The organism is Streptomyces scabichelini (genome assembly GCF_011045015.1).
GTDB classification, from domain to species: domain Bacteria; phylum Actinomycetota; class Actinomycetes; order Streptomycetales; family Streptomycetaceae; genus Streptomyces; species Streptomyces scabichelini.
The window spans coordinates 1-25,927 of the sequence record NZ_JAAKZY010000147.1 but is presented as its reverse complement, the minus strand read 5'-3'; the positions used below and the strand labels follow the sequence as shown (position 1 = coordinate 25,927).

The following is a 25,927-nucleotide window of genomic DNA, read 5'->3' as shown; positions in this document are numbered from 1 at the left end:
ATGTATAAGAGACAGGTGGTTCTCAGGCCGTCAGCGCCGTGTTCCTGTCCCGCTCGCTGCTCTCGGCCTCGCTGAGCGGAACGTCCCTGCGGTCGCGGAGGACGAAGGTGACCGCGAGCCCGACCACCGTGACCGCCGTCAGATAGACGGCGACGGAGTACACGGTGTGGGTGCTGGACTCGAGCGCTTCGGCGATCATGGGGGCGAAGGCACCGCCGAGGACGGCCCCTATGGCGTACGCCAGGGCCGCACCGCTGTAGCGGACGGCGGCGGGAAGGAGCTCCGTGAAGAGGGCGGCCTGGGGTCCGTAGGTGAGTCCGAGGCCGACGCTGTAGAGCAGGAGCGCCACGACGACGGGTGCGATGTTCGCCGTGTTGAGCAGGGCGAAGAACGGGAAAATCCAGGCGAGTTGGATGAGGAAACCGATGCGGTAGACGCGCAGGCGGCCGATCCGGTCCGACAGCACGCCCCCGGCCATGGTGCTGGCCAGCCAGCCCACGGCGGCGGCCATCACGCCGATCAGGATCTGGGTGGGGTCCATGTCCAGGTGGTTCACGGCGTAGCTCTGGACGTAGCCGCCGGTGGTCATGTAGCCGACGGCGTTGTTGGCGGCGAAGAGCAGCGCTCCGGCGACGACGAGCGGCCAGTGGTGCCGCAGCAGTGCGGCGATCGGGGCGCGCGAGCGGTTGCCGGACCGCTTCAGCTCCTCGTATACGGGGCTCTCCTCCACCTTGCGGCGGATGACGAATCCGGCGGCGATGAGGACGACGCTGAGCAGGAAGGGGATGCGCCAGCCCCAGGAGAGGAACTGCTCGTCCGTGGTGAGGCCGGTGACGGCGGCAAGGGCTCCGTTGGCGAGGAGCAGGCCCAGCGGCGCACCGAGTTGGGGGTAGGCCCCGAACCGGCCGCGCTGTCCGGTCGGCGCGTGTTCCACGGAGATCAGCGCCGCGCCGCCCCACTCGCCACCGGCGGACAGCCCTTGCAGGATCCGCAGGAGGACCAGGATCACCGGGGCGCTCGCCCCGATGGCGTTGGACGACGGTACGAGGCCGATCAGCGTCGTGGAGACGCCCATGAGCAGCAGGGTGGCGATGAGCATCGCGCGGCGACCGAGCCGGTCCCCGAGGTGCCCGGCGAGTGCGGCTCCGACCGGGCGGAAGAAGAAGCTGATCCCGATGGTCGCGAAGGAGATCACCAGGGAGTCCTCGCCAAGACCGTCGAAGAACTGGCTGTTGAAGACCAGGCCGGTGCACAGGGCGTAGATGAAGAAGTCGTACCACTCGATGGTGGTGCCGGCCATGGCGGCGAGCGCGACCGTGCGGTGCTGCCTGCCGGATGCGGGGGAGGGGTGGGGCTGGGACATGGTGGGTCCGATCGTCGTCGGGTCGTCCTTGACCCGGGGGAGAACGAGGACTGGTGTCAGACCGCGTAGTCGGGGGCGATGCGGTCGATCCTGCGGCGCAGCGCGTCGAACAGTGTCCGGCCCGCCTCCGTGCGGTCGCCCAGCTGGAAGGACTCCCGCGTCGAGCGCACCGCCGCCTCCTCGCTCACCGGCATCAGCGGTTGTCCCGACGACTGGGCGGCCAGCTGGATCTCGCAGGCCCGTTGCAGCGTCCACAGGGCGGCGAACGCGGCGGGCAGGGTCGGCCCCAGCGCGAGCAGGCCGTGGTTGCGCAGGATCATGAGGGTGCGGTCGCCGAGGTCGGCCACCAGCCGCGGCTTCTCCTCGGGGGCGACGGTGATGCCCTCGAAGTCGTGGTAGGCGACCATGTCGTGCAGCTGGGCGGAGTAGAAGTTGTCCGGGTCCAGTCCACCGCGCAGACAGGCGACTCCGGTGCCCGCGGTGGTGTGGGTGTGCATGATGCAGTGCGCGTCGGGCCGGTTGGCGTGGATCACCGAGTGGATCAGCAGCCCCGCCTCGTTGATGGGCCAGTCGGAGTCCGACAGGATGTTTCCGTCGAAGTCGATCTTCACCAGATTCGAGGCGGTCACCTCGTCGTACGTCAGGCCGAACGGGTTGATCAGCAGGTGCCCGTCCTCACCGGGCACCCGCACGGTGATGTGGTTGAAGATCATCTCGACCCAGCCGAGGTGATCGAAGACCCGGTAGCACGCGGCCAGTTCGAGCCGCGCCCGCCATTCCGCGTCGCTCATGTGCGCCGGCTTCGCCGTACTCGTCGGGGTGTCGAGAACCGTCACTGCCTTGCTCCTTGAGTGCTCCATCGGCATCGCCGTACGGGGTGGGGGCCCGCCGGTGTTTGAGGAGCATGGGCGCAGGACGAGTCCCGGGCCAATGTCGAGATCGACATTGAATGGACGGGGCCGGTGTGTGATCCGCCAGCACGACTGCTCAGCGACTGCTCAACGACTGCGCGACGACTGCGCGACGAGAGGCACAGCCGGTCGGCAGGGAGCCGATCACTGGTGCCGCACCGCGAACGACTCGTCGAGAGCGGCCAGTTCGAGCGTCAGCAGAAGACGGCGCGTGGGGTCGGCCAGCGACACCCCGAAGAGCTGCTCGGCCCTGCGCAGCCGCAGTCGCAGCGTGTTCTGGTGGATGTGCAGGTCGGCACTGGCCGCCGCGACATCGCCGAAGTGCCGCAGATACGTCAGCAGCGTGGCGCAGTATTCGGTGGCGTGCTCGGTGTCGTGCGCCCGCAGGCGTTCCGCGAGGCCGGTACGCAGGTCCGCGTCGCCCCGTACGGCGTCGAGGAGCCGCCTCAGCACCAGCTCCGGCCGCAGGTCGTCCGTGCGGTGGGCGCCGGGGACCGCGCGGCGCTCATGGAGATGGTCGAGCGCGGTGTCGACATCGCGGCGGGCGACGAGCAGCGCGGACGGTGTGGTGACGACCGGCGAGCGGACCGCGGTGAACGACCGGTGCAGACTGTGTCCGGCCCGGTCCAGGAGGTGCTCCAGCAGGACGTCGGCGGACACGGAGCCGGGACCGGCCGCAGGCAGCAGCACATAGAGACGGTCGCCGAGCAGGGCCGCCGCCGGCTCATGTCCGAGCGAGCGGCCGTCGAGGACGGCCAGGTCCAGCATCCGGGTCAGCGCGGCGCGACGCCGTGCTTCGCCTTCGCCGCCCGGGTCGGCGGGCCGGCCGCTCTCCCGCTCCTGTGCGACCTCGGCCAGCCCGACGAGCACGGCAGGCAGGCGAACGCCGTCGTCCCGCTGCTGCCCCTTCAAGGCTTGCGCCTTCAATGCCTGCCCGTCCAATGCCTGCCCGTCCAATGCCTGCCCGTCCAATGCCGCGCGCAGGGCGCGGTCGTGACGTTCCTGCTCCGCATCGAGTTGGCGGCGCAACGCCAGCATGTGCAGCGCCGCGACGCGGGCCGCCTCCTGCAGCGTGGCCCCGCAGTCGGTGACCGCCGCCTCGTCGGGGAAGGCGACCCACAGCGAACCGAGCACGTCCGCGCCCGCCCTGACGACCACGGCCATGCGCGGCAGATCCCCGGGCCGGTACCGGGGTACGACCGTGTCGCTGACCCACACCTCCCGGTCCAGGTGGTCGGCGAGCGCGTCCTCGGGGACGCGCCTGCCCAGGATCCCGCGCCGCCGGGTCTCGTCGATGGGCTGGTCGGGCAGGTTGGAGTAGGCGACCACGACCTGCTGCGTATCCATGATCGCAACAGCGCCTCCGACGATCCCCGCCACCGCGTTGGCCAGGGAGAACAGGTCACCGCCCACCAGCCCGCCGCCGGGTTCGCTGTCCGCCGCGCGCGCGGCCAGCATGGTCGTCACCAGCCGCTGGACGCGGGTCCACGGCACCTCGGGGTTGACGGCCAGGACGGGGACCCCGCTCTCGCGGACCTGCGCGGCCAGATCCGGTGGCGGGGGAGTGGCGCATTTGACCGCGAGGGCGGCCGAGCTGCGCGCTGCCGTGCGCAGGGCGGCGTCCACCGCGCCGCGGTCCGCGGCGTCCAGGCCGACACCGAGCAGGAGCTGCCCGGGCGGGGCGGCCCGGATCGCCTCGGGGCAGTCCAGCAACTCGACGCCGCTGACGCGCGGTTCGTCGCCGTCTCCTTCGGTCAGCACGCTGATCACGCCGTCCTGCAGGGCTTGTGCCAGGTGTGCGAGAGGCATCGCGGTCATGTGGCGCCTTCCGTTACGACGAGTGCCGATGTCTGCAGTGCCGGTCGAGGCATGTCGATCTCTACAGTGCACGGGGACTCTGAGTGTAGGTGCCGACATTGTCCCGGGCCGCGGCCACGGCGCATGCTCGCTGCCGACGGTCACACGGGCCGAGGTCACACGGGCGGACGGCCACAGCGGCCACCCGCCGCGTAGGAACCTCAGGCCCCAGACCGCCCCAGACCTCAGGCCTACGGACACACCCGAGGGATACACCCCCGGCTCTTCAGGAGGAGGCGCGACGGCCATGGGACAGCACGCGGCGGCACAGCGCATCACCATCGTGGGACCGGGCGCCGTCGGCGCGACCCTCGCCGCAGCGTTCGCCGCGTCGGGTGCCGAGGTCTCCCTGCTCGGCAGGAAAGGCCCTCACCTCGACGCGATCGCCGCGCAGGGCCTCGCTCTGCACAGTGCGCAGACGGGAGCTGAGGTCCACCACCGGTTCCTCACGGCGCACGACACCACCGGGCTTCCCGTCCCCGACCTGGCCGTCGTCTGCGTCAAGAGCGGGCAGCTCCCCTCGGCGGCCCGGAGCATCTGCTCGTGGATCGACCGCGGCGTGGAGGTGCTCGTCGTGGCCAACGGAGTGCCCTGGTGGCTGCCGTCCACCGTCAAGAGCACCGGGGGCGAGCCGGTCCTGCGATCGGTCGACCCGGCAGGGGAGTTGCTTCGCCTGCTGCCCGCGGAGCGGGTGATGTCCGGCGTGGCGCACTTCAGCAGTGCCGTGGACGGGCCGGGCAGGGTGACACACGTCAGCGGCGCCGGACTGATCATCGGAGAGCCGGCCGGTGGCATCTCCGACCGTGTCACTCGGTGCGTCACAGCCCTGTCCGCGGGCCCCCTCAGCCCGGAACCCGACGCCGACATCCGCCGGTCCGTCTGGGAGAAGCTCCTGGGCAACGTCAACCTCAACCCCGTCAGCGCGCTGACCGGCGCCACCGTCCTGGAGATCCTCGACGACCCGGCCGTACGACGGCTCTGCGCCGCCATGTTCGACGAGACGGCGGCCGTCGGCACCGCGCTGGGCATCGAGACGTCCATGACCGCCGACGAGCGGCTCGCCATCGCCCGCCGACTCGGCGCGTTCCGCACCTCCATGCTGCAGGACGCGGACCGGGGCAGGCCCCTGGAGCTCGACGCCATCGTCGGCGCGGTCCGTGAACTGGCGCGCCGCACCGGCGTCCCGTCCCCTTCGCTCGACGCGGTGCACGCACTGCTCGCCCTCCGCGAACGCGTCCGCCACGGCGGCGAGACGCCCACCAGGTGAAGGAGCCCCGGTGCCACACCCCTTGGGGACCACCCCATCGAAGATCATCGCCGTCCACCTCAACTTCCGCAGCCGGGCCAAGGAGCGTGGACGGATCCCCGCCCACCCGTCGTACTTCCTCAAACCACCGTCCTCGCTGGCCGGCACCCAGGAGGCGATCGTCCGGCCGCGCGGCTGCGAACTCCTCGGCTACGAGGGCGAGATCGCCCTCGTCGTCGGTTCGCGGGCCGGCCGGGTCCGCCCGGAGGACGGCTGGCGGCATGTGCGCTGGGTGACGGCCGCCAACGACGCGGGCGTGTACGACCTGCGCCACGCCGACCGGGGCTCCAACCTCCGTTCCAAGGGAGCCGACGGCTTCACCCCGCTCGGGCCCCGGCTGCTGGACGCCGCCGAACTCGACCCCGGCGCACTGCGGTTGCGTACCTGGGTCAATGGCGAGCTGGTCCAGGACGACACGACCGACACCTTGCTCTTCCCGTTCGGGGAACTGATCGCGGACCTGTCGCGGCTGGTCACCCTGGAGCCGGGAGACGTGATCCTCACCGGCACCCCGGCCGGCGCCTCGGTGGTCGCGCCCGGAGACGTGGTCGAAGTGGAGGTCGGCGACGGCCGGTTGAGCACCGGAGTGCTGCGCAGCCCGATCGCCGAAGCCGAGCACGACCTGGAGCCGTGGGGCGCACAGCCCAGGACGGACCGTGCCGAGCAGGAGGCCGCGTACGGGGCCGCGTACGTGCCCCGTCCCCTGCTGGACCAACGCATCGCCGACGGTCTGCGGTCGTCGGCCGTGGCGACGATCAGCGCACAGTTGCGCAGGCGCGGCCTGCCGCACATGTCCATCGACGGCGTTCACCCGGCGACCGCCGGCACCCGCATGGTGGGCGTCGCCCACACCCTGCGCTATCTGCCCCTGCGCGAGGACCTGTTCGAGAAGTACGGCACCGGCATGAACGCCCAGAAACGGGCGATCGAGGAGCTGCAGCCGGGACACGTTCTGGTGATGGACGCCCGGCGCGACACCAGCGCCGGCACCCTCGGCGACATCCTCGCCCTGCGCACCCAGCAGCGCGGCGCGGCCGGGGTCGTCACCGACGGAGGGCTGCGGGACAGCGCGGCCGTCGCCGACCTCGGACTGCCGGTGTTCCACGGCGGAGCCCACCCGTCGGTACTCGGCCGCCGCCACGTCCCGTGGGACACGGGGGTGCCCATCGCCTGCGGCGGGGCGCTCGTCCAGCCCGGCGACCTGATCGTGGGCGACGACGACGGCGTGCTCGTCGTACCGCCCGACCTGGCCGGGGAGCTGATCGCCGACTGCCGGGAGCAGGAGCGGCAGGAGCGGTTTATCACCGAACAAGTACGGGCCGGGGCGAGCGTCGACGGCCTGTACCCGCTCGGGCCGACGTGGCGTGAGCAGTACCGCACCTGGTGCGCCAAGAGCACGAACGAAGCCAAGAGCACGAACGAGGGAGAGCAGGCGTGAAGTTCCGCAGCGACCCGTCCACCATCCGCGGGTCCATCGCCCCCGTCATCACGCCGTTCACCGCGGACGGCGCCATCGACCACGACGGCCTGCGGGCGCTGATCCGCTTCCAGCTGGAGTCGGGTTCGCACGGCATCTCGCTGGGCGGCTCCACCGGAGAGCCCAGCGCGCAGAGCGCGGCCGAGCGGATCGCGGGGATGCGTACGGCGGTCGAGGAGATCGGCGACCGGGTGCCGTTCCTGCCCGGCACCGGCTCCCACAAGCTCGACGAGACCCTCGAAATCACCGCCGCCGCAAGGGAGTTGGGCGCGGACGCGGCGCTGGTCATCACGCCGTACTACGCACGGCCCACCCAGGAGGCCCTCTACCAGTGGTACGCGACGGTGGCCCGGGAGTTCCCCGACCTGCCGATCGTCGCCTACAACGTGCCCTCGCGCACGGCCGTCGACATCGCGCCGGAGACGGTCAAGCGGCTGTTCTCCGGCTTCGACAACTTCGTCGGGGTGAAGGAGACGACGAAGGACTTCGAGCACTTCTCGCGGGTGCTGCACGCCTGCGGACGGTCACTGCTGGTGTGGTCCGGGATCGAGCTGCTGTGCCTGCCGCTGCTCGCGCTCGGCGGAGCCGGATTCGTCTCCGCCGTCGCCAATCTGGCGCCGACCGCGGTGGCGCGGATGTACGAGCTGTGGGAGGCGGGCGAGTTCGACGCCGCCCGCGACCTGCACTACCGCCTCCACCCGCTGGTCGACCTGCTGTTCGTCGAGACCAACCCGGCGCCCGTCAAGTGGGTGCTCGCCGAGCAGGGCCGCATCTCCTCGCCGTACGTCCGCCCGCCGCTGACCGGTCCGACCGACACGGGCCTGACGAGGATCCGCGCGCTGCTCGCCGAGGGCGGCGACCTCACCCAGCAGATCGGAGCCACCAAGTGACTTTCGTCATCGACGGACTGCCCTCCCTGATCCGGCACTGGATCGGCGGCGAGCTCGTGGACGCGGCCGACAGCCGCACGTTCGATGTCGCCGACCCGGTCTCCAACACGGCGTACGCCCAGGCCGCACGCGGTTCGGCAGCCGACGTCGATCGGGCGGTGGACGCCGCCCGTGCCGCTTTTCCGGCTTGGTCGGGCGTCTCCAGCCGCGAGCGCGCGAACACCCTGTACCGCATCGCCGACGCGGTGGAGGCCCGCCATGACCGGCTCGCGGCCTTCGAGACGTACGACACCGGGCTGCCCATCACCCAGGCGCGCGGCCAGGCCCGCCGGGCGGCGGAGAACTTCCGTTACTTCGCGGACGTCATCGTCGCCCTCGGCGAGGAGGCGTTCCGGCAGGGGGACGACCAGTTCAGCTACGTCGTCCGCAGCCCGGTCGGGGTGGCCGGGCTGATCACGCCGTGGAACACCCCGTTCATGCTGGAGAGCTGGAAGCTGGCACCCGCGCTGGCGTCCGGCTGCACCCTGGTGCTCAAGCCCGCCGAGTGGACCCCGCTGTCCGCGTCGCTCTGGCCGGAGATCTTCGCGGAGGCCGGGGTACCCGCCGGAGTGGTGAACATCGTGCACGGCGTCGGCGAGGAGGCCGGGCAGGCGCTCGTGGACCACCCGGACGTGCCGCTGATCTCCTTCACCGGCTCCACCGACACCGGCCGCCACATCATCCGTTCCTCCGCCCAGCACCTCAAGACGGTGTCGATGGAGCTGGGCGGCAAGTCTCCCGCCGTCGTCTTCGCCGACGCCGACCTCGAGGCCGCACTGGACTCGGTCGTCTTCGGGGTGTTCTCGCTCAACGGCGAGCGCTGCACGGCCGGTTCACGGGTGCTCGTTGAGCGGCCGCTGTACGAGGAGTTCACCCGCCGTCTGGGCGAGCGGGCCGCACGCGTGCGTGTGGGCCCGCCGTCCGACCCGGCCACCGAGGTGGGAGCGCTCGTCCACCCGGAGCACTACGCCCGCGTGCTCAACTACGTCGAGATCGGCAGGAAGGAAGCCCGGCTGGTCGCCGGCGGAACCCGCCCCGAGCACCTCGAGGAGGGCAACTACCTCCAGCCCACCGTCTTCGCCGACGTCGAGCGCGACGCCCGTATCTTCCAGGAGGAGATCTTCGGACCGGTGGTCGCCGTCGCGCCCTTCGACGACGAGGCCGAGGCGATCGAGCTGGCCAACGCCACGCCCTACGGCCTGGCCGCCTACCTCTGGACGTCGAACCTCAAGCGCGGTCACCGCATCGCGCACGCCGTCGAATCCGGCATGGTCTGGATCAACTCCCACAACGTCCGGGACCTGCGCACGCCTTTCGGCGGGGTCAAGGCGTCGGGTGTGGGCCGCGAGGGCGGCGCCCACTCCATCGACTTCTACACCGAATCGAAGATCGTCCACGTCGCCCTCGGCGAGGTGCACACCCCCCGCTTCGGAGCCGCCTCATGAACGCATCGGATGTCGTCAACGCACCGGATGTCGTCCGTTCCGCCTACGCCCAGCTCGCCGTCACCGATCTCGCCGCGGCCCGCTGGTTCTGGGTGGAGATGCTTGGATTCCACATCCAGTACGAGGACACCGACACCCTCTGCCTGCGCGGCACCGACGAGCTCACCCATCATTCCCTGGTCCTGCGCCAGGGCGACCTCGCCGCCTTGGACCACATCGCCTACCGCGTACGCACCCCCGAGGACGTCGACAAAGCGGAGAAGTTCTTCACCGAACTCGGCCGCCCGATCCGGCGCATGGGCAGGGGCGAGGGCACCCCGGGCATCGGCGACGCCGTCCGTGTCATCGACCCGCTCGGTTTTCCCGTCGAGTTCTTCTACGAGATCGACCGCGCCGAACGCCTCATCCAGCGCTACGACCTCCGACGCGGCGCCGAGATCGCCCGCCTGGACCACTTCAACATCTGCACCCCCGACATCCCCGCCGCCTACGCCCACTACCGGTCCCTCGGCTTCGGCTGCTCGGAGACCATCGAGGGCGACGAGCACGAGCTGTACGCGGCCTGGATGTACCGCAAGCAGACCGTCCACGACGTCGCCTTCACCGGCGGCGCAGGACCCCGCCTGCACCACCTGGGCCTGGCCACCCACGAGTCCCATCAAGTGCTGCGCTGCGCCGACCTGTTCGGCTCCCTGCGCAAGGAACACCACATCGAACGCGGCCCGGGACGGCACGGCGTCTCCAACGCCTTCTACGTCTACCTGCGCGACCCCGACGGCCACCGCGTGGAGATCTACACCTCCGACTACTACACCGGGGATCCCGACCACGAGACGTACCGCTGGAACGTGCACGACGACCGCCGCCGCGACTTCTGGGGCAACGCGGTCATCGAGTCCTGGTACAAGGAGGCCACCCCGGTCCTCGACCTCCACGGCCGTCCGCACCCCGTCACCGACGCCCTCCTCGACGAATCCGCCGTGACCGTGGGAGCCGACGGCCTCGGCTGACACGGGCCGACGCCTCGGTCGCCGCCGACGCAACGGTCGGCCGCACGAGCCCAGGGCTCATGCGGCCGGTTCGGGTGTGACCGGCCTCTTCGGAGACGAGGAAGGCGCCCGCGGCGGCGATCTCCTCCGGGTGGGCGAGGCGGCCGAGGGGGACATGTCCGTCCGCGTAGAGGGTGTGGCGCGGTATCGCCTTGCGGGCGCTCACTGGGGCGAGGTCAGCACGATCCGGCCGCCCTCGGGAAGGTGCCGCGAGGCCTGGTCGATCACCTTCCGCGTCCGGGCGGGGGTCGCTGACGTCGACCTGGATGGCGACGGCGGACTGTCCGGCAAACCTGCGTAAACCGATCGGTTTTCATTCTGTTGGAATCGAGTTAACCTCGCAGTGTGACCACCAAGGCGAAGCAAAGTCCCCGGGAGCGGCTGCTGGACGCGGCGGCCACGCTCACCTACCGGGACGGTGTCGGCATCGGCGTCGAGGCGCTGTGCAAGGCGGCGGGGGTGTCCAAGCGCTCCATGTACCAGCTGTTCGAGAGCAAGGACGAACTGATCGCTGCGAGCCTGGAGGAACGCGCCTCCGCCTACGTGGCGAGGGCCCTGCCCCCGGCGGACGACGACCGTTCACCCCGTGAGCGGATCCTGTACGTCTTCGAGCGGGTGGAACTGCAGGCGGGTATGCCCGAGTTCCAAGGCTGCCGGTACCTGGCAGTGCAGGTCGAGCTGAAGGACCGGAGTCACCCTGCGAGCCGCGTGGCACACCGGATCAAGGGAGGGCTGACGGCCTTCTTCCGTGCCGAGGCCGAACGGGGTGGCGCGAGCGATCCCGACCTGCTGGCCCGGCAGCTGATCCTGGTCTTCGACGGCGCCGGCGCCCGCGCGGGGATCGGCGCCGACAACCTGACCGGACTCATCGCACCCACCGTGGCCCCCCTGCTCGATGCGGCAGGCATGCGCTGACGCATCGCCTTTCCGGGCAGATTCGGTGACTGATGTGCTCTCCGAGGTAGCCCTTGAGTGCGAAGAGTGCGAAGAGTGCGAAGAGTGCGAACTCGGCGATCGCAGCGCGGCGATGACGCTCTCGCGTCTCTCCTGCCTGCTCATCCGGCCCATGCCGCCGTGCCGGCGGACGCCGGTCGGCTCGACCTGAAGGCAGCCGGCGACGCGTGCCCGGAATCAGTTCCCTGTTTGAGCTTGTGCATTGGAAACCGATCGGTTTACAGTGAGGACAAGAGGAAACCGATCGGTTTCCCGGATGAGTTCGGGAGTGCATGATGACGACAAATCGACCGGTGGCCCTCGTGACAGGCGCGTCCTCCGGAATCGGCAAGGAAGCCGCGCTCGCGCTGGTCGCAGCGGGTTTCGAGGTGGCCGGCACGGGCCGCGACACCTCGCGCGTCACCCCGCTCCACGGTGTGACGTTCCTCGACCTCGACGTGGTCAGCGACAAGTCGGTCACCACCGTGGTGCAGCAGGTGATCGAGCGGTTCGGGCGGATCGACGTCCTGGTCAACAACGCCGGCATCGGCTCGATAGGCGCGGCCGAGGAAACCTCCCTCGCGCAGGCCCAGGGCGTCTTCGACATCAACGTCTTCGGGGTCATGCGCATGGTGAAGGAGGTCCTGCCGCACATGCGCGCCCAGGGACGCGGGCGCATCATCAACCTCTCGTCCGTACAGGGGTTCATCCCCGCTCCCTACATGGCCGTCTACGGCGCGTCCAAGCACGCGGTCGAGGGCTACACCGAGTCCCTGGACCACGAGGTCCGTGAGCACGGCGTCCGGGCGGTTCTCGTCGAACCCGCCTACACCAACACCGGATTCGAGGCCAACAGCGCGAAGCCCGACACGCCCCTGCAGACCTACGCGGGTCAGCGGCGCGTCTTCGACCGCCTGATGGCGGAGGCGATCAAGGCCGGCGACGACCCCGCCGTGGTCGCCAAGGCGATCGTCACGGCAGCGACCGACGCGAAGCCGAAACTGCGCTACGCCGCCGGCCCCATGGCCGGACGCGCGCGCCTCCTCCGCTTCGTTCCTGCCTGGGTCTTGGACAAGCAGATCCGCAAGATGAACAAGCTGGCCGGCTGACACCCGCCACCCGCCCCGCCGCCACGTGCCATTCGCAAACCCCATCGCGCCGTTGATACCGGGAGAGACCCATGTCCAAAACCCTGCACTCCGCCGCCGCTACCGTCGCGAGCTGGCGCGCCGCCGGGGAACGCGGTGACGTCGACGCCGCGGTCGCGTGCCTGAGCCGGGACGTCGTGCTCAGCTCGCCGCTCACCGAGCAGTTCCGCTTCGAGGGACCTGACCAGCTGCGCGACTTTCTGACCTCGGCGTTCACGGCGGTCGAGGACATCCGCTACCACACTCAGACCGGCGAGGACGACGCGTACGCGCTGTTCTACCGGGCGCGGGTGGGATCCCAGCCCTTCGAGGAGGCGCAACTGCTGCGGCTCGACGAGGAGGCACGCATCAAGGAGATCACGCTCTTCGGGCGTCCGATGCCGGCCCTCACCGCCCTGATGATCAGCGCGGGGTCGGAGCTCGCCCGCCGGCAGGGCCGCCGGGGCGTCGCGGCGCTCATGCGCGCCAGCGCCACGCCCGTGCACGCGATGGTCACCTTCGGGGACCGCCGCGTGGTCCCGCTGACCCGGCCGGCAGCCCCGCGGATTTGAGAGAACCAGGTCCACGGGGCATTCGGCCCCGTTCCCCTTCCAGGAGTCGGCGGTAGCCGCGGGCGATGTCCTCGGCAGACAGCACTGCCGACGGCGGCCGCCTCCGCCGGCCACGACAGCGTCCGGCCATCCCTCCACGCGCCGAGGTGATGCGGCAACTCGCCGCGCCCTACGGCAACTTGACCCCACAGGAGACGCGCGCATGAAACGACGTACATTCCTCACGGCGACCACCGCGTCGCTGGCCGCCACCCAACTCGCCGGACCCGCCTCCGCCTCCGCTTCCGGTTCAACAGCCAAGAACTACGAGGTCGTTGCCCGCTTCTGGGGCGCGATGCCGACGGGCGTCACCGTCTCGCGCCGCGGCCGGGTCTTCGTCAACTTCCCCCGCTGGGGCGACGACGTCCCCTTCAGCGTCGCCGAACTGCGGGGCGGGAAGCCGGTGGCCTACCCCGACGCAGAGGTGAACCGCCAGGACCCCTCCGACCTGGCCGGGCACCTCCAGTCGGTGCAGAGCGTCGTCGTTGACCCCGCCGACCGGCTGTGGATCCTCGACACCGGAAGCCCGCTGTTCGCCGGCTCCTCCTACGGCGGTCCCAAGCTCGTGGCGGTCGACCTGCGCACCGACCGGATCGTACGGAAGATCCTCTTCCCGCCCGAGGTGGTGCCGTCCGACAGCTACCCCAACGACGTGCGCTTCGACCTGCGGCGCGGCGCCGAGGGCACGGCGTTCATCACCGACTCGGGCGGCTCCAACGGCGTGATCGTGGTCGACCTCGCCACCGGCCGTTCCTGGCGGCGACTGGCCGGGCATCCCTCGGCGCTCCCGGACGACGGCTTCCTCCCGGTCATCGAGGGCGAGCCCTTCATGGTCCGCCCCGCGGACGGCGAGCCCACGCATTACGAGACCGGTTCCGACGGCATCGCTCTCAGCGCCGACGGCACGCGCCTCTACTACTGCCCGCTGTCCAGCCGCCGGCTGCACAGCGTGTCCACCGACGCCCTCGCCGACCCGGACGCCACGGACGCCGAGGTGGCCGCGACGGTCGAGGACCTCGGATTCAAGCCGATGGCCGACGGCCTGGAGAGCGACGACAAGGGGCGACTGTACGGCGGCGACCTGGAACACAACTCCCTCTGGCGCAGGAGCCCGAACGGCACCTACCGGACCCTCGCCCAGGGGCCGGACCTGATCTGGGTCGACACCCTGTCCGTCGCCTCGGACCGGCACCTGTACGCCATCGCCAACCAGCTCAACCGCCTGTCACCGTTCCACGAGGGCAAGGACCTGCGCCGCAAGCCCTATCTCCTGGTCCGCCTGCCGATCGACGCCGGGCCGGTCAGGCTCGTGTGATCAATGGGGCGGCGCCCGTGCGGAGGCGCCGCCTCTTCGGCGTGCGCGCCGGCCTGGGCGCTGGATCTGGCCGGTGTTCCAGATGGACCGTCTCACCGTCCAGGCGGTGCGTCGCGCCATGGGTCGGGTATCAACGGGTATCAACCCTGCCGCTGAGGTTCCTCGCGGCGACGGCCGCGCTCCACGGGCGCTCGGCCATCGCTCACAGCTCCAGCACCAACCGCTCTCCTTCCGGTGCACGCGAGACGCAGGGCAGCATGGCACCGGCCGCACGTTCGGTGGCGGTGAGCCGGCGGTCACGGTGATCGACACGGCCATGGGCCACCCGTACCCGGCAGGTGCCGCAAAACCCCTGGCGGCAGGAGAACGGCAGGTCCGGCAGGGCCTCGTGGAGAACGTCCAGGGCGGAACGGTCGTACGGCACTGGCAGAACCCGTCCGGTGTCGCCGAGCTGAAGTTCGAAGGGACGGCCGTCCGTGATCGGGGGCGGGGCGAAGCGCTCGAAGTGCAGGGCTGACGCGCGGCTGTCGCCGAACGCGCGCCGAACGCCGTCGATCATGGGTGCGGGCCCGCAGCAGTACACCGCACCCGCCGCCGGGATCGAGCTCAACAGATCGGCTGCCTCGGGCACTCCGGACTCGTCGTCAGGACGGATGGAGACCCGGCCAGGGGCGGCGGCCGCGAGTTCGGCCAGCTCTGCCGCGAAGGGCATCGAGCCGCGGCTGCGGCCGGTGTGCACGAGCCTCCAGTCCAGCCCCCTTCGGGCGGCTTCCCGAGCCATCGGCAGGATCGGGGTGATGCCGATGCCGCCCGCGATGAGCAGGACGAACGCTTCGGCGGCGAAGGGGAAGGCGTTCCGGGGCCCGGTGATGGCGACCCGCATACCGTCTGAGAGGGCGTCGTGCACCTCGGCCGAACCGCCTCCGCCGTCGGCGATGCGGCGCACCGCGATGCGGTACCGGTACCGGTCGGCTGGGTCGCCGCACAGGGAGTACTGCCGCTTACGGCCGGAGGGGAGGTGCAGTTCGATGTGGGCGCCGGGCTGCCAGGGCGGGAGTGTTCCCCCGTCGGGTGCTGCCAGGCGCAAGGAGACGACATCCTCGGCCTCTTGGTGCTTGGCGGCGACCACCAGTTCCCGGGTCACGGGCGTCCCGGTGGCCGGCGGGCGCCTGGGAGGAGTGCCGCGCCGCGCGAGGCCCGTGACCGCCTTGTCGCTGAAAGCCGCCAGCTTCTGCATGAAGGAGTCGTCGCGCGGTTTGCCGTACAGGTCCGGCGGCCGGGTGACGGGTGTGCCGATATCCATGGGATGCCTCACATGCCTCACTGGTTGCCGGGTCATCGGGCAGCCGCTCGGGCAGCAGGGGACGCCGCCAGGTAGGCGACCGCCTGCTGGGTCGAGCCCTCCTGGGTCGGGTGGTAGCCGGGACGGAAGTAGCGCAGCACCGAGCGGGCGAACGCGCCCGGCCGGGGCAACAGGTCCTTGCGGGCCGCGGTCAGGTAGTCGCGGAAACGGACCTTGACCCGGTCGTCGAGTTCGGGGTCGGCGCTCATCAGGAAGCGGACTCCGCGGATCCACAGCCGGGTCAGCACCGGGGCCGTGACGAGCATGCCGACCACTCGGCGCCGGTACCGGGGATCGAGGTGCACCAGCAGGTCGAACGCGACCGAGCGGTGTTCGACCTCCTCGGCGCCGTGCCAGCGGAACAGATCGAGCATCGCGGGGTCCGCGCCGGCCTGGTCCAGGTGCCCGTTGCTGAGAATCCAGTGACCCATGTACGCGGTGAAGTGCTCGAAGGCCGCTATGAGGGCGAGCCGTTGGAGGAGGTGCGCGTGGGTGGCGGCCGGCGTCAGCTCCGGCCGGTCTCCGAGCACCCTGCGGAAGATCCATTCGGACTGCAGGGTGTACGGAGCCGGGTCAAGACCCTTGGCGAGCAGGTGCTCCAGGACTTCCTGGTGCGCCTCGGCGTGCATCGCTTCCTGGCCGATGAAGCCGCGTACGTCCTCGCGCAGCCGGTCATCGGTGATCAGTGGCAGGGCCTGCTCGAAGGTGCGCACGAACCAGCGTTCGAGCTCGGGGAGCATGAGGTGGAGGACGTCGAAGGTGTGGGTCGCGAAGGGTTCACCCGGCAGCCAGTGCAGCGGGGTGGTGCTCCAGTCGAAGGTGACCTCCCGGGGTTGCAGCACCAGGTCGTGGTGGTCGATGGGCTCGGACGGACGCTCTGGGCGGGCATGTGCGGCTCGGAACATGACAGGTTTCTCCTCCGTCGGCGATCGGTGTGTGCGAAGGGGCGGTCAGGCAGTCGTCGTCCAGTAGTGCCGGTCTGTTGGGCTGTCAGATCGGGTGCACGGTGTGGTCCGGGGGAGTGCGGCGGGAGCCGTCCTCGACACGGTGGGCGAATTCCGCGATCAGGGACGCGATCTCGTCGGGGTGGCTGAGCTGTACCCAGTGCCCGGCGTCGATCGGGCGCCGTTGTATCCGGCGCGTCCAGTGCTCCACTCCGTACGACAGCACCGGGGTGACGCAGAAGTCGCGGGTGGGGATGACGAGTTGGACCGGGACGGTGGTCGGTCGGTCCCGGGGGCGCAGCAGGCGGGGCAGCATGTTGGCGCGGTACAGCGCGGTGCCGGACACGGCGTCGCGGGTCAGCGTCGGCGCGGGGTAGGGGGTGTGCCCGGGCACGCCTTGGGAGCCGGTGAGGAAGGCGCGCCAGCGGTGTCCCAGTGCTCTCCAGGTCAGGGCGGGCAGGAGCGGGAAATGGAAGTAGGCGATGTACCAGGATCGTGCGGCCTGCCGCAACAGCTTCGGCAGGTCCGGATGCCGCGGCCGGAGGCGGGCCCGGATCAGGTGGCCTACGTGGTCCAGGCAGGGTCCGGAGATGGAGGTGAACGAGGCGATCCGCCCGGCCAGGCGGGTGCCGGTGACCGACTCCCAGGAGTGGATCGATCCCCAGTCGTGTCCGACCAGGTGCACCGGGCGGTCGGGGCTCACGGCGTCGAGTACCGCCTCCAGGTCGGCTTCCAGGCGGGACATCCGGTAGGCGCGCAGCCCCCTGGGCCGGTGGGAGCCACCGGCTCCCCGCACGTCGAAGGCGGTGACGTGGAAACGGTCGGCCAGGCGCTCGGCGACCGGGCGCCACACGGCGCTGGTATCCGGATAGCCGTGGACCAGCACCACCGGAGGATCCGTGGACGCTCCCCACTGGCAGGCGGCCAACTCCACGCCGTCCGCGGCGATCCGGCGCTGCCGCAGGGCGGCCGGTCCGGTCATCGGCCACCACCGGCAGGGGTCAGTTCCCCGTAGTTCAGACCGCCGTGGAAGAAGCTGGGCAGCACCGGCCACTGCCGCTTGAAGGGGGCCAGCTCCGAGGAGGGCAGGATCTGCAGCCAGCGCGGATCGCGCCGGCTGGGGTCGGCGAGGGTCTTCTCCTTGACCATGGAGTCGTACTGGTCGAGAGAGTCCTCCAGGGTGTTGGCGTTGGGCACCACTTCACGGCCGTAGAACGCGGCGTGGCGGCGCACCCCGGGGATGTGGGAGAGCTCGGGCTGCCAGTTGTCGGCCGAGATGCCGTTCTCGGAGGAGACCCACACCCCGTCGGGGGTGTTCAGCACCAGGGAGTGGTTGCCGTCCGTATGGCCGGGGGTCCACAACAGGCTGACGCCGACGCCGAGTTCGACATCGCCGTCGAAGGCGGTGACGCGCTCGGCCGGTACGCCGTCCATGCCTCCGTCGACGTACCAGGCCCACTGCATCGGATGCGTCGATTCGAAGGTGCCCAGCTCCTTGCGGTGCACCAACAACCGGGCGCGCGGGAACAGCGCTTCTCGGGGCGCCCGTTCGCCGGGAATGGTGCTGGTACTTCCCATGATCATGCGCACGTCCTGGACGTGCAGGTGGTCGAAGCTGACGAAATCCACGTCCTCGGGGCGCAGACCGCAGGAGGGCAGGACGGTGTTCGGGTCCTGGTAGTAGCGGGCGAAGACGTGCTCGGTGAGAAAGTCCCCCGCCAGCCGCTTGAGCTGGGCGTAGAACGGCGCTTGAGCCGTTCCGGCGGCGACGGTCGGCTCCCACACCAGTGTTTTCGGCTCACCGTCGAAGCCGTCGAACTGCACGACGAGCATCCGGTTGACGATGCTCACGAACGGGTTGACTGCGAGCGCGGCGCCGTGGAAGCCGAACCGGGTCGGGTACGGGGCGGCGGCGATGTCGAAACTGCGGACGGCGTGGATGCGGCCCTGCTGGACGAACCGCTCACGGTAGGTGGCCGCGGCGCTGCGCACGGCGCGCAGCCGGTCACCGCGGGGCCATACGTCGTGGACACCTTCGAATTCGGGGATGGGACGAGGAGCGGCGGCGTCCTGGGCCTTCTTCGCGCTGGGCGTCGCCGGCTTGGGCGTGGTGGTCACGGGCTCATCCTTCGGGCAGACGGGCGGTCCGGGTGCGCTGCTCGTAGGCCTCGCGGACCGACCGGTCGGACAGGGCGGCGAGCTGGTCGGGGACAAGGAGGTGATGCAGGGCGTCGCGGGCACGGCCCGGCAGCACCGCGGCCAACCGGGTCAGGGCGGCCACCTGGCGTGGAACGAAGACCTCGAACCGCGGGCGCAGCACGACGTCGAGCACCGCGTCGGCCACCTGATCTGTCGTCAGGCGTCGGGTGGGTCCTGTCGCGGTGCCCACGGCCAGCTCGGTGTCCACGACGCCGGGCATCACCAAGGACACGTGCACGCCGGTGCCGCGCAGTTCGGCGCGGACGGCTGTGCTGTAGCCGTGGATGGCGTGCTTCGTCGCCGCGTAGGTCGCCTCGCCGGCCGGGGCGACCTTGCTGGCGGCGGAGGCGATGTTCACCACGTGGCCGCGACCGCGTTTCCGCATCCCCGGGATCACGAGTTTCATCCCACGCAGTACGCCGTGGACGTTGACGTCGAACTGGCGCAGGGCGGCTTCTTCCGGTTCCTCCTCGAAGGGGCCCACCCACATGATTCCGGCGTTGTTGATCAGTACGTCGATCGGCCCCAGCTGGGTCTCGACGGTGCGCAAGAAGTCTTGGAAGGAAGGTGTGTCGGTGACGTCGAGAGACAGCCCGAGCAGTCGGCCACCGGGATGCGCGCCGATGGCACCGGCCGTCTCCGCGGCAAGCTCCGCGTCGAGATCGCCGATCGCCACGGCGGCTCCGGCCGCGGCGAGCCGGGCTGCGACGGCCCGCCCGATTCCGCGGCCCGCCCCGGTGACCGCGATCACTCGGCCGGTCAGCGGTTCTGTGCGGGGGAGCCTGTCGCGGTCTCTTCGGCTGAACGTGTACGGGTATTTGGGCGGTGCTGCCACGGTCGAGCCCTTTCCTTGCCCTGAGCATGAGCGGACCGCCGAGCGGCGAGCGGCCTCCACGCGTTTCTGACACGATGCCATGTCAGATGAACTGACAAGCTAGAGTGTCAGTTCGGAGCACACCGGTGTCAACACCTCTGCGAAGGGGAAAAATGACCGGCACACAGACCGCCGGGCGGCGCTACGGCGGACGTGATGCGGCGCAACGACAGCAGGAGCGCCGCACCCGCCTCATCCAGGCGGGCCTCGACTTGTTCGGCACGGTCGGATACGCCTCGACCTCCGTCAAGCAGGTGTGCTCGCATGCTGGACTGACCGAGCGCTACTTCTACGAGTCGTTCCGCGACCGCGAAGACCTTCTCACCGGGGTCTACAACGAGCTGATCGCTACGATCAGCGCCGAAACCGCGCAGGCCGCAGCCGCTGCCGCACCCGATGTCGACGCCCAACTGCGCGCCGGCCTCGAGGTGTTCATCCGCACGCTGGCCGGCGACGCCCGCAAGGCCCGCCTAGTGCTCATCGAGGTCGTGGGCGCCAGCCCCCGCCTCGAAGTGCGCCGCCGTGAGGTCCTGCACGAATTCGCCGCACTGGTCGCGTCCGTCGTCGGACCGCTCCCTGACCCGGAAGCCTCCTCCAGCCGGCTCACCATGACCGCGATGAGCCTGGTCGGCGGAGTGAACGAACTTCTCGTGGACTGGACGCTCGGCCACCAGAACGCCACCGTCGAAGAACTGATCGACCTGTGCCACACCCTGTTCATCGCGGCCTACCGAACCATCAGCGACCAGCCCTGATCACAAGGCACGGATCCCTTCAGGAGCTTTCTACACCGGACGGAAGACCACGGCCCCTGTTCAACGGCCCGGCGTACTGGGCGTCGGTGCACGGCCTTGCCCGCATACGACAGCCGCATCGCGCGTACCACTCCGCGGCCGGACTCGACGGCGATCTGGGGGCGCCGGTCGGCGGCATAGGCTCGCACCATCGGATAGGTCACCGCCTCCGCTCCGTGCTCGTCCAGGAGTCGGTCGAAGATCCGCTTGACAGTGTGCCGGTCCGCGGCCGCCGCGTGCCGGTCCGCGCACCCGCCCCTTCGGGGCGGCGCTGCTTGCGCGGCGCGTCCAGATCCGCCCGGAGTATGCCTACGACGGCTCGGGCGCCGGTTCCGAAAGGGCGGCACGTGCGGCGGCGACGGCCCGTCCGCGCTCCGACTCCGGGAAGCGCTGGAGCATCGCGCGCAGTTCCTCGGCGTCGACGTTGGCGCCGAACGGCTCCGCGCCCGGCTCCAGCCGTACCCCCGAGGCCAGCGGGCCCGCGACGACGGGGTCGAAGCCGAGGTCGTCGACGAGGCGAGAGACGGTGATGAGGTCCTCGCGGTCGTCACCGGCGATGGCGATGGCCTTGCGGCCACGGACTCCGGCGGGCCGGGCCCCGTCCTCGAGGTCGTGGTAGCCCATGTGATTGAAGGCCTTGACCACGCGCGCTCCGGACAGGAACTCCTGCACGATCTCGCTCGACGAGGTGCGCGGGTCGGTGAGGTCCGCACGGACGCCGTCGACCTCCCACCAGTAGTTCATCGCGTCGATGACGAGCTTGCCTTCCAGCGCCTCCGCCGGAACGCTGCGGTACTTGCCGAGGGGGAGGGCCAGGACGACGACGTCCGCCTTCGCCGCCGCCTGAACCGCGGTGACCGGGACCGCGCCGGGCGTGAGGACTTCGACGGTGAGGGCGATCCTGGCGGGGTCGCCCGAGCCGGCGATGAGCACGCGGTAGCCGGCCGCACGGGCCAGCCGTGCGAGCACGGTGCCGACCTTTCCCGCGCCCAGGATGCCGACGGTTCCTATGTCGGTGGTGGCCATGTCTGCTCCGTTCGGGGTGTCAGCCGGCGAGGATGTCGCGGACCATCGGGAGGACCTTCGTGCCGTACAGCTCGACGGCGCGCAGACGGGCGCTGATCGGCTGCGCCCCGGCGGTGTAGATGAGGTCGAACCGGCCGACGCCGAGTGCCTTGATGGCGTCGGCCATCTTGCGGGCCACCGTCTCGGGCGAGCCGATGTACAGGGAGCCGTGCTCGATCTCGGCCGCGTACTCCTCCTTGCGGACCGGCGGCCAGCCGCGCAGCGCGCCGATGCGGTCACGGATGACCTTGTAGTACGGCCAGTGCAGCTCCCGGGCCTCCTCATCCGTGTCGGCGATGAAGCCCGGCGAGTGCATGCCCACCGGGTGAGCGGTCGTACCGAACTTGTCGGTGGCGCGTTGGTAGAGGTCGATGTAGGGCGCGAAGCGCTCCGGGCTGCCGCCGATGACGGCGATCATGAGCGGGAAGCCGTAGTGCGCGGTGCGGATGACCGACTGGGGTGAGCCGCCGACACCGACCCAGGTGGTCAGGTGCCCGGACTCGGTCTTGGGGAGGACATCGGCGTTGTCGAGCGCGGCCCGCTTGGTGCCGCTCCAGGTGACCGGCTTCTCCGCCAGCAGCTTGGCGAAGAGCTCGATCTTCTCCTCGAACAGCACGTCGTAGTCGGCGAGGTCGTAGCCGAAGAGGGGGAACGACTCGGTGAAGGAGCCGCGTCCGAGGATGATCTCCGCCCGGCCGTTCGAGAGCGCGTCCACGGTCGAGAAGCGCTGGAAGACCCGGACCGGATCGTCGGAACTCAGCACCGTCACGCCGGAGGAGAGGCGAATCCGCTCGGTGCGGGTGGCGATACCGGCGAGGACGGTCTCCGGGGTCGAGATCGCGAACTCGGGGCGGTGATGCTCGCCGAGGGCGAGGACGTCGACGCCGGTCTCCTCGGCGAGAACGGCCTCGTCCACGACCTGCCGGATGGCCCGTGCGTCGGACAGCGGGGTGCCGGAGTCGTCCTCCGGCACATCGCCGAACGTGTCCAGACCGAAGACGAGATCAGACATGGCTGGGTTCCTTCGTGAGTAGGTGCTGCATCCGCGACCCCGAGTGGTTGACGCATCAATAATCACACGGTCTAATTGATGTGTCAACTAAAGGAGGGTGAAGCGATGGAAGAGCGACACAAGGTGCTGCCCACCACCGAGGAACTGCGGATCTGGCGCGATTTCATCGAGACCACGGAGGCACTCCGCTCGGAGCTCGCCGCACGACTGCAGAGTGAGTCCTCCCTGTCGCCCGGCGACTACGCCGTTCTCCTCGCTGTCCGTGAGGCTGACGGGCGTCGGCTGCGCCCCTCCCGACTGGCCTCCCGTATCGGCTGGCAGCGCAGCCGTCTCTCGCATCACCTTCGGCGTATGGAACGGCGAGGACTCATCCGGCGCGCCTCGTCCGCCACCGACGGTCGAGGTGCCGAGGTGGTGCTGACGGATGAGGGCGCTGAAGCGTTCCGGCGCGCATCCCTTCCCCATCTGCGCGCCGTCCGCGAGCTGTTCGTCGGCCCCCTAACCCGGGACCAGCTCGCCGCGGCCGAGCAGCTCGCGACGACGCTGCGGACGGGGCTGGAGTCGTTGCGGGATGCCTGACCGCGCCTCGCGCGACCGTCGCGTCAGAGTCTCGGCAGCGCCCGTCTCGACGAGGGGAGGGGCGAACGTGTTCGTCCGGTGTTTCGATATCTGAGGTAACCGAGGTCGTCTCCGCTGTGGAGGCCGAACTCCCCGGGACTCTGCTGCGGGCATGCGGGACGCGGCCCGTGAGATCGCGCTGGCCGTGGCGAAGGGCGCGGCGGAGGACGGTGTCGCGTCCGAGGCCACGGAGGCCGAGCTGCGCGCGGCGATCGCGGCGACGCAATGGACACCGCGGTACGCGGCCTGAGCACGGAGCCTCGTACGCCGTGCGCGGATCAGTCTCTTTACGGGTCGCCCTTCGCTCCAGCTGGTGACCTGTCAACTCCTTTACAATCTCTTGTATGAATGACGACGTGCGGTGGTTGACGGCGGAGGAGCAGCACGCCTGGCGGAGCTTCGTTCGGTTGCATGAGCGGCTGGGGGGCCGTCTGTCACGCATGTTGCAGAGTGAGTCGAAACTCTCGGCCGCGGATTTCGCCGTGCTGGTCAGTCTGACGGATGTGCCAGAGGGCCGGCAGCGATACCAGGATCTGGCCCGGACGCTCGAGTGGGAGAAGAGCCGGATGTCCCACCACATCGCGCGGATGGCCGGACGAGGGCTGGTGATCCGCGAGGAGTGCCCCGAGGACGCGCGGGGAGCGTTCGTGGTGATCACCGACGCCGGTCGGGCGGCGATCGAGATGGCGGCTCCGCTGCATGTGGAGGCGGTGCGAGAGCTGTTCCTCGACCATGTCACCCCGGCGGAGCTGCGAACGCTGGCCGACCTCTCCGACCGAGTGGTGACGAAGCTGGACGAGGACCCCGCCTGAGCGGCTGCACGGGCGTTGGCTACTTGGTCGCGAAGGCGCCCGGGCATTGACCTGGATGTCGAAGCTGGGCCCCTGAGCGGTGCCGTCACCAATCCTCACTGTCAGGCGTGGGGAGCGGGACGGGGCCGCTGGTGACGGGCGACGTCGTAGCGTGGGCGGTGTCTAGATCCCGGCCATGCACGGCTTCCACGTCTCCTTCCTGATCGCGACAGCCGCCATGGACGTCGGACTGGCCCTCGCTCTCTTCCTGCCCCGGCGGGGCCCGAGGTCCCGGACCGAGGCGGCGGCGGACCGCTGAGCCTCGATCCCCGTGGCGGCTCCGGGTCAATCGTGCGGTACCTCAGCCGAGTTGAGCCGCGGCCCGTGTAAGGCTCTCCTCGATCCGGCCCAGGACCTCGAGAGCCTCGGCCTGCTCCTTGGGGGTCAGGTCGTCGACGGTGCCGGCCTCGAGTTCGAGCCACACACGCTCCACTTCTTGCCGCAGGGCGTTGCTGGCGGCCGTGGGTTCGACGATGGTGGCCCGCTTGTCGCTGGGGGAGGGGCGGCGGCGTACGAAGCCTGCGTGCTCCATGCGTTGAATGGTGCGGGTCATGGTGGCGGCGTCGGAGCCGAGCAGGCGGACGAGGTCGGTCTGGCGCTGCGGGCCGCGGTCCCACAGCTGCATCATGACCAGTTCCTGGCTGGGGTGGAGGCCGACGCGGCGCAGTAGCTGCCCGGCGAGCATCCGGTGCACGCGGGCCACGCGGAGGATCGCGTGACTGAGGTGGCCGGACGCGACGGAAGGTGGCAGCGGCAAGGGGCCGTCCGCGGAGGGCGTCGTCCGGGCTGCGGTCGAGCGACTTGCGTCCCTTGACGATGAGCTTGTCCGCGCCGCCCGGCTCGGACAGCACGATGGCGCGCATCGTCATGGACACACTCGAGCTGATGAATCTGTCATGGCGATTCCGCCACGCATCGACGGGAACCTGCCCGGGCGGCGGGACCGGGAAGTGGACCCGTCAGCGGTGCCGTGCCTTGCCCAGCTCGTCGGTGTACCGGGCGAGGGTCTCTTCGGCCGTGGGGACGGGGCCGAACAGCTGCTCCTGGCGGCGGGGGTCGGCGACGTAGCGGCCTGTGTCGAACCAGCCGAACATCGCGGCCATGTCCTTGACCAGGGGCATGAAGCGGCCGACGACGGCTCCCGCGGCGCGGACGACGGTCGAAGGGATGGCCCACACCTTGATCTTCTTTCCGGCCCGGCTGCCCATCAGGTCGGCCATCTCGCGCATGCTGACCGGACGGTCCCAGCCGATGTCGACGCGCTCACCGTTGGCGGCCTCGGCGTCGACGGCTGCCGCCAGGTAGGCCGCGAGGTCGGAGGTGTGGACGAAGGTCAGCGGGACGGTGGCCTTGGCCATCCAGATCAGGCGGCCGTTGTCGATCGGGTTGCCCGCCATGGTCGCGATCTGGTCGAGGAAGGCCCCCGGGCGCAGTGCGACGAACGGGACGCCGAGCTGTTCGAGCTTGTCCTCGGCGACCTTCTTGTGCCAGAAGTGCGGGACTTGGGGTGTCTGGTCGCTGGTGAGGATGCTGGTCAGGACGAATCGCCGGATGCCGGTGCGGTGGGCGGCCTCGGCGAGGTTGGCGTTGCCGACGGTGTCGATGTCGTGCGCGTTCTTGCCGCCGCGGGTGTAGCCGGCGGCGGTGGTGATGACGGCATCGGCGCCGTTCATGGCGGTGACGAGCGAGTCGAGGTCGAGCATGTCGCCGCGGGCGATCTCGACACCCCGCTTTTCGAGCCTGCTGGCGTCGGTGGTCGGCCGGACCAGGGCGCGGACGTTCTTACCGCGCCCCAGCAGTTCGTCGACGACCTTGCCGCCGAGGGAGCCGGTCGCGCCGACGACGAGGACGGGGAGGGCGGTGGTCATGGGGGTCTCACTTTCCATCAGGTCAGTGGTGGTGGGG

Annotated in this window: 27 protein-coding genes; 15 read left to right on the top strand and 12 right to left on the bottom strand. The window is 70.3% G+C overall.

Annotated elements, in window-relative coordinates:
• Nucleotides 1-22 precede the first annotated feature (22 nt).
• The 3 genes from G5C60_RS34600 to G5C60_RS34590 all read right to left on the bottom strand — a co-directional run bounded on the left by G5C60_RS34600 (nucleotide 23) and on the right by G5C60_RS34590 (nucleotide 4,092).
• Nucleotides 23-1,363 (bottom strand): MFS transporter, encoded by a 1,341-nt coding sequence (locus G5C60_RS34600; protein WP_165265198.1) that lies wholly within the window; start codon nucleotides 1,361-1,363, stop codon nucleotides 23-25.
• 56 nt (nucleotides 1,364-1,419) lie between these two features.
• On the bottom strand, nucleotides 1,420-2,199 hold the full coding sequence (locus tag G5C60_RS34595; protein ID WP_338146019.1) for a class II aldolase/adducin family protein: 780 nt from the start codon (nucleotides 2,197-2,199) through the stop codon (nucleotides 1,420-1,422).
• Between the two features lie 219 nt (nucleotides 2,200-2,418).
• Nucleotides 2,419-4,092: a helix-turn-helix domain-containing protein gene (locus G5C60_RS34590; protein WP_165265194.1), complete on the bottom strand. Its 1,674-nt coding sequence runs from the start codon at nucleotides 4,090-4,092 to the stop codon at nucleotides 2,419-2,421.
• 286 nt (nucleotides 4,093-4,378) lie between these two features.
• Here G5C60_RS34590 and G5C60_RS34585 point away from each other — a divergent pair, with 286 nt between their 5' ends.
• From G5C60_RS34585 to G5C60_RS34540, 10 genes are all read left to right on the top strand, one after another.
• Entirely contained in the window at nucleotides 4,379-5,398 is a 1,020-nt protein-coding gene (locus G5C60_RS34585; RefSeq protein ID WP_165265192.1) for a ketopantoate reductase family protein, read from the top strand.
• 10 nt (nucleotides 5,399-5,408) lie between these two features.
• Nucleotides 5,409-6,875 carry a fumarylacetoacetate hydrolase family protein gene (locus tag G5C60_RS34580; RefSeq protein WP_165265190.1) on the top strand — a complete coding sequence of 489 codons (1,467 nt, stop codon included), beginning with the start codon at nucleotides 5,409-5,411 and terminating at the stop codon, nucleotides 6,873-6,875.
• The gene (gene dapA, locus G5C60_RS34575; protein ID WP_165265188.1) at nucleotides 6,872-7,804 is read left to right on the top strand and encodes a 4-hydroxy-tetrahydrodipicolinate synthase; all 933 of its coding nucleotides are present in this window, start codon (nucleotides 6,872-6,874) and stop codon (nucleotides 7,802-7,804) included. Before G5C60_RS34580 ends, dapA begins: the two co-directional genes overlap by 4 nt.
• Entirely contained in the window at nucleotides 7,801-9,288 is a 1,488-nt protein-coding gene (hpaE, locus tag G5C60_RS34570) for a 5-carboxymethyl-2-hydroxymuconate semialdehyde dehydrogenase (protein WP_165265186.1), read from the top strand. Before dapA ends, hpaE begins: the two co-directional genes overlap by 4 nt.
• Complete coding sequence (gene hpaD / locus G5C60_RS34565; protein WP_165265184.1) at nucleotides 9,285-10,298, top strand: 3,4-dihydroxyphenylacetate 2,3-dioxygenase; 1,014 nt, start codon at nucleotides 9,285-9,287, stop codon at nucleotides 10,296-10,298. The genes hpaE and hpaD overlap by 4 nt, the downstream gene beginning before the upstream one ends.
• Nucleotides 10,299-10,374: 76 nt before the next feature.
• Entirely contained in the window at nucleotides 10,375-10,638 is a 264-nt protein-coding gene (locus tag G5C60_RS51265; RefSeq protein ID WP_206440341.1) for a hypothetical protein, read from the top strand.
• Nucleotides 10,639-10,682: 44 nt separating this feature from the next.
• Nucleotides 10,683-11,252, top strand: coding sequence for a TetR family transcriptional regulator (locus tag G5C60_RS34555; RefSeq protein WP_165265182.1), 570 nt, complete (start codon nucleotides 10,683-10,685; stop codon nucleotides 11,250-11,252).
• Nucleotides 11,253-11,566: 314 nt separating this feature from the next.
• Nucleotides 11,567-12,379, top strand: a complete 813-nt coding sequence (locus tag G5C60_RS34550) for an oxidoreductase (RefSeq protein ID WP_206440342.1) — start codon at nucleotides 11,567-11,569, stop codon at nucleotides 12,377-12,379.
• Between the two features lie 71 nt (nucleotides 12,380-12,450).
• Nucleotides 12,451-12,969 (top strand): nuclear transport factor 2 family protein, encoded by a 519-nt coding sequence (locus tag G5C60_RS34545; protein ID WP_165265178.1) that lies wholly within the window; start codon nucleotides 12,451-12,453, stop codon nucleotides 12,967-12,969.
• 202 nt (nucleotides 12,970-13,171) lie between these two features.
• Nucleotides 13,172-14,323 carry an L-dopachrome tautomerase-related protein gene (locus G5C60_RS34540; RefSeq protein ID WP_165265176.1) on the top strand — a complete coding sequence of 384 codons (1,152 nt, stop codon included), beginning with the start codon at nucleotides 13,172-13,174 and terminating at the stop codon, nucleotides 14,321-14,323.
• 202 nt (nucleotides 14,324-14,525) lie between these two features.
• Here G5C60_RS34540 and G5C60_RS34535 read toward each other — a convergent pair whose 3' ends face one another.
• The 5 genes from G5C60_RS34535 to G5C60_RS34515 form a co-directional block, all read right to left on the bottom strand.
• Entirely contained in the window at nucleotides 14,526-15,626 is a 1,101-nt protein-coding gene (locus tag G5C60_RS34535) for a PDR/VanB family oxidoreductase (RefSeq protein ID WP_165265174.1), read from the bottom strand.
• A 32-nt stretch (nucleotides 15,627-15,658) separates the two neighbouring features.
• Nucleotides 15,659-16,570 carry a metal-dependent hydrolase gene (locus G5C60_RS34530; RefSeq protein WP_165265172.1) on the bottom strand — a complete coding sequence of 304 codons (912 nt, stop codon included), beginning with the start codon at nucleotides 16,568-16,570 and terminating at the stop codon, nucleotides 15,659-15,661.
• Between the two features lie 85 nt (nucleotides 16,571-16,655).
• Nucleotides 16,656-17,591 (bottom strand): alpha/beta fold hydrolase, encoded by a 936-nt coding sequence (locus tag G5C60_RS34525; protein ID WP_165265170.1) that lies wholly within the window; start codon nucleotides 17,589-17,591, stop codon nucleotides 16,656-16,658.
• Complete coding sequence (locus G5C60_RS34520) at nucleotides 17,588-18,727, bottom strand: MBL fold metallo-hydrolase (RefSeq protein ID WP_165265168.1); 1,140 nt, start codon at nucleotides 18,725-18,727, stop codon at nucleotides 17,588-17,590. Before G5C60_RS34520 ends, G5C60_RS34525 begins: the two co-directional genes overlap by 4 nt.
• Nucleotides 18,728-18,731: 4 nt before the next feature.
• Nucleotides 18,732-19,643 (bottom strand): SDR family oxidoreductase, encoded by a 912-nt coding sequence (locus tag G5C60_RS34515; protein ID WP_338146018.1) that lies wholly within the window; start codon nucleotides 19,641-19,643, stop codon nucleotides 18,732-18,734.
• 152 nt (nucleotides 19,644-19,795) lie between these two features.
• Between G5C60_RS34515 and G5C60_RS34510 the strand changes: the two genes are divergently transcribed.
• Entirely contained in the window at nucleotides 19,796-20,437 is a 642-nt protein-coding gene (locus tag G5C60_RS34510; protein ID WP_165265166.1) for a TetR/AcrR family transcriptional regulator, read from the top strand.
• Nucleotides 20,438-20,785: 348 nt separating this feature from the next.
• Here the strand turns inward: G5C60_RS34510 and G5C60_RS34505 are convergent, their stop codons facing one another.
• A complete protein-coding gene (locus tag G5C60_RS34505) occupies nucleotides 20,786-21,502 on the bottom strand; it encodes an NADPH-dependent F420 reductase (protein ID WP_165265164.1) in 717 nt (238 codons plus the stop codon).
• 19 nt (nucleotides 21,503-21,521) lie between these two features.
• Nucleotides 21,522-22,553 (bottom strand): LLM class flavin-dependent oxidoreductase, encoded by a 1,032-nt coding sequence (locus tag G5C60_RS34500; RefSeq protein ID WP_165265162.1) that lies wholly within the window; start codon nucleotides 22,551-22,553, stop codon nucleotides 21,522-21,524.
• A 105-nt stretch (nucleotides 22,554-22,658) separates the two neighbouring features.
• Here G5C60_RS34500 and G5C60_RS34495 point away from each other — a divergent pair, with 105 nt between their 5' ends.
• From G5C60_RS34495 to G5C60_RS53325, 4 genes are all read left to right on the top strand, one after another.
• Nucleotides 22,659-23,132, top strand: a complete 474-nt coding sequence (locus tag G5C60_RS34495) for a MarR family winged helix-turn-helix transcriptional regulator (protein WP_165265160.1) — start codon at nucleotides 22,659-22,661, stop codon at nucleotides 23,130-23,132.
• A gap of 151 nt (nucleotides 23,133-23,283) precedes the next feature.
• Complete coding sequence (locus tag G5C60_RS34490; protein WP_165265158.1) at nucleotides 23,284-23,421, top strand: hypothetical protein; 138 nt, start codon at nucleotides 23,284-23,286, stop codon at nucleotides 23,419-23,421.
• A gap of 94 nt (nucleotides 23,422-23,515) precedes the next feature.
• Nucleotides 23,516-23,983: a MarR family winged helix-turn-helix transcriptional regulator gene (locus G5C60_RS34485; RefSeq protein ID WP_165265156.1), complete on the top strand. Its 468-nt coding sequence runs from the start codon at nucleotides 23,516-23,518 to the stop codon at nucleotides 23,981-23,983.
• Nucleotides 23,984-24,158: 175 nt separating this feature from the next.
• Nucleotides 24,159-24,281: a hypothetical protein gene (locus G5C60_RS53325; RefSeq protein WP_277611418.1), complete on the top strand. Its 123-nt coding sequence runs from the start codon at nucleotides 24,159-24,161 to the stop codon at nucleotides 24,279-24,281.
• 42 nt (nucleotides 24,282-24,323) lie between these two features.
• On the opposite strand, the gene G5C60_RS34480 is transcribed toward G5C60_RS53325, so the two are convergent.
• Both G5C60_RS34480 and G5C60_RS34475 read right to left on the bottom strand, forming a co-directional pair.
• The gene (locus G5C60_RS34480) at nucleotides 24,324-24,773 is read right to left on the bottom strand and encodes a MarR family winged helix-turn-helix transcriptional regulator (RefSeq protein ID WP_241267295.1); all 450 of its coding nucleotides are present in this window, start codon (nucleotides 24,771-24,773) and stop codon (nucleotides 24,324-24,326) included.
• 208 nt (nucleotides 24,774-24,981) lie between these two features.
• The coding region (locus G5C60_RS34475) for an SDR family oxidoreductase (RefSeq protein ID WP_338146016.1) at nucleotides 24,982-25,927 on the bottom strand (946 nt) is incomplete at its 5' end.

Coding starts and splice junctions, on each gene's coding strand:
- G5C60_RS34545 (WP_165265178.1), top strand. CDS start 12,451: ATGTCCAAAACCCTGCACTCCGCCGCCGCTACCGTCGCGAGCTGGCGC.
- G5C60_RS34530 (WP_165265172.1), bottom strand. CDS start 16,570: ATGTTCCGAGCCGCACATGCCCGCCCAGAGCGTCCGTCCGAGCCCATC.
- G5C60_RS34505 (WP_165265164.1), bottom strand. CDS start 21,502: ATGGCCACCACCGACATAGGAACCGTCGGCATCCTGGGCGCGGGAAAG.
- G5C60_RS34585 (WP_165265192.1), top strand. CDS start 4,379: ATGGGACAGCACGCGGCGGCACAGCGCATCACCATCGTGGGACCGGGC.
- G5C60_RS53325 (WP_277611418.1), top strand. CDS start 24,159: ATGCACGGCTTCCACGTCTCCTTCCTGATCGCGACAGCCGCCATGGAC.
- G5C60_RS34490 (WP_165265158.1), top strand. CDS start 23,284: ATGCGGGACGCGGCCCGTGAGATCGCGCTGGCCGTGGCGAAGGGCGCG.
- G5C60_RS34525 (WP_165265170.1), bottom strand. CDS start 17,591: ATGACCGGACCGGCCGCCCTGCGGCAGCGCCGGATCGCCGCGGACGGC.
- G5C60_RS34540 (WP_165265176.1), top strand. CDS start 13,172: ATGAAACGACGTACATTCCTCACGGCGACCACCGCGTCGCTGGCCGCC.
- G5C60_RS34535 (WP_165265174.1), bottom strand. CDS start 15,626: ATGGATATCGGCACACCCGTCACCCGGCCGCCGGACCTGTACGGCAAA.
- G5C60_RS34510 (WP_165265166.1), top strand. CDS start 19,796: ATGACCGGCACACAGACCGCCGGGCGGCGCTACGGCGGACGTGATGCG.
- G5C60_RS34495 (WP_165265160.1), top strand. CDS start 22,659: ATGGAAGAGCGACACAAGGTGCTGCCCACCACCGAGGAACTGCGGATC.
- G5C60_RS34590 (WP_165265194.1), bottom strand. CDS start 4,092: ATGACCGCGATGCCTCTCGCACACCTGGCACAAGCCCTGCAGGACGGC.
- G5C60_RS34485 (WP_165265156.1), top strand. CDS start 23,516: ATGAATGACGACGTGCGGTGGTTGACGGCGGAGGAGCAGCACGCCTGG.
- hpaD (WP_165265184.1), top strand. CDS start 9,285: ATGAACGCATCGGATGTCGTCAACGCACCGGATGTCGTCCGTTCCGCC.
- G5C60_RS34550 (WP_206440342.1), top strand. CDS start 11,567: ATGACGACAAATCGACCGGTGGCCCTCGTGACAGGCGCGTCCTCCGGA.
- G5C60_RS34600 (WP_165265198.1), bottom strand. CDS start 1,363: ATGTCCCAGCCCCACCCCTCCCCCGCATCCGGCAGGCAGCACCGCACG.
- G5C60_RS34500 (WP_165265162.1), bottom strand. CDS start 22,553: ATGTCTGATCTCGTCTTCGGTCTGGACACGTTCGGCGATGTGCCGGAG.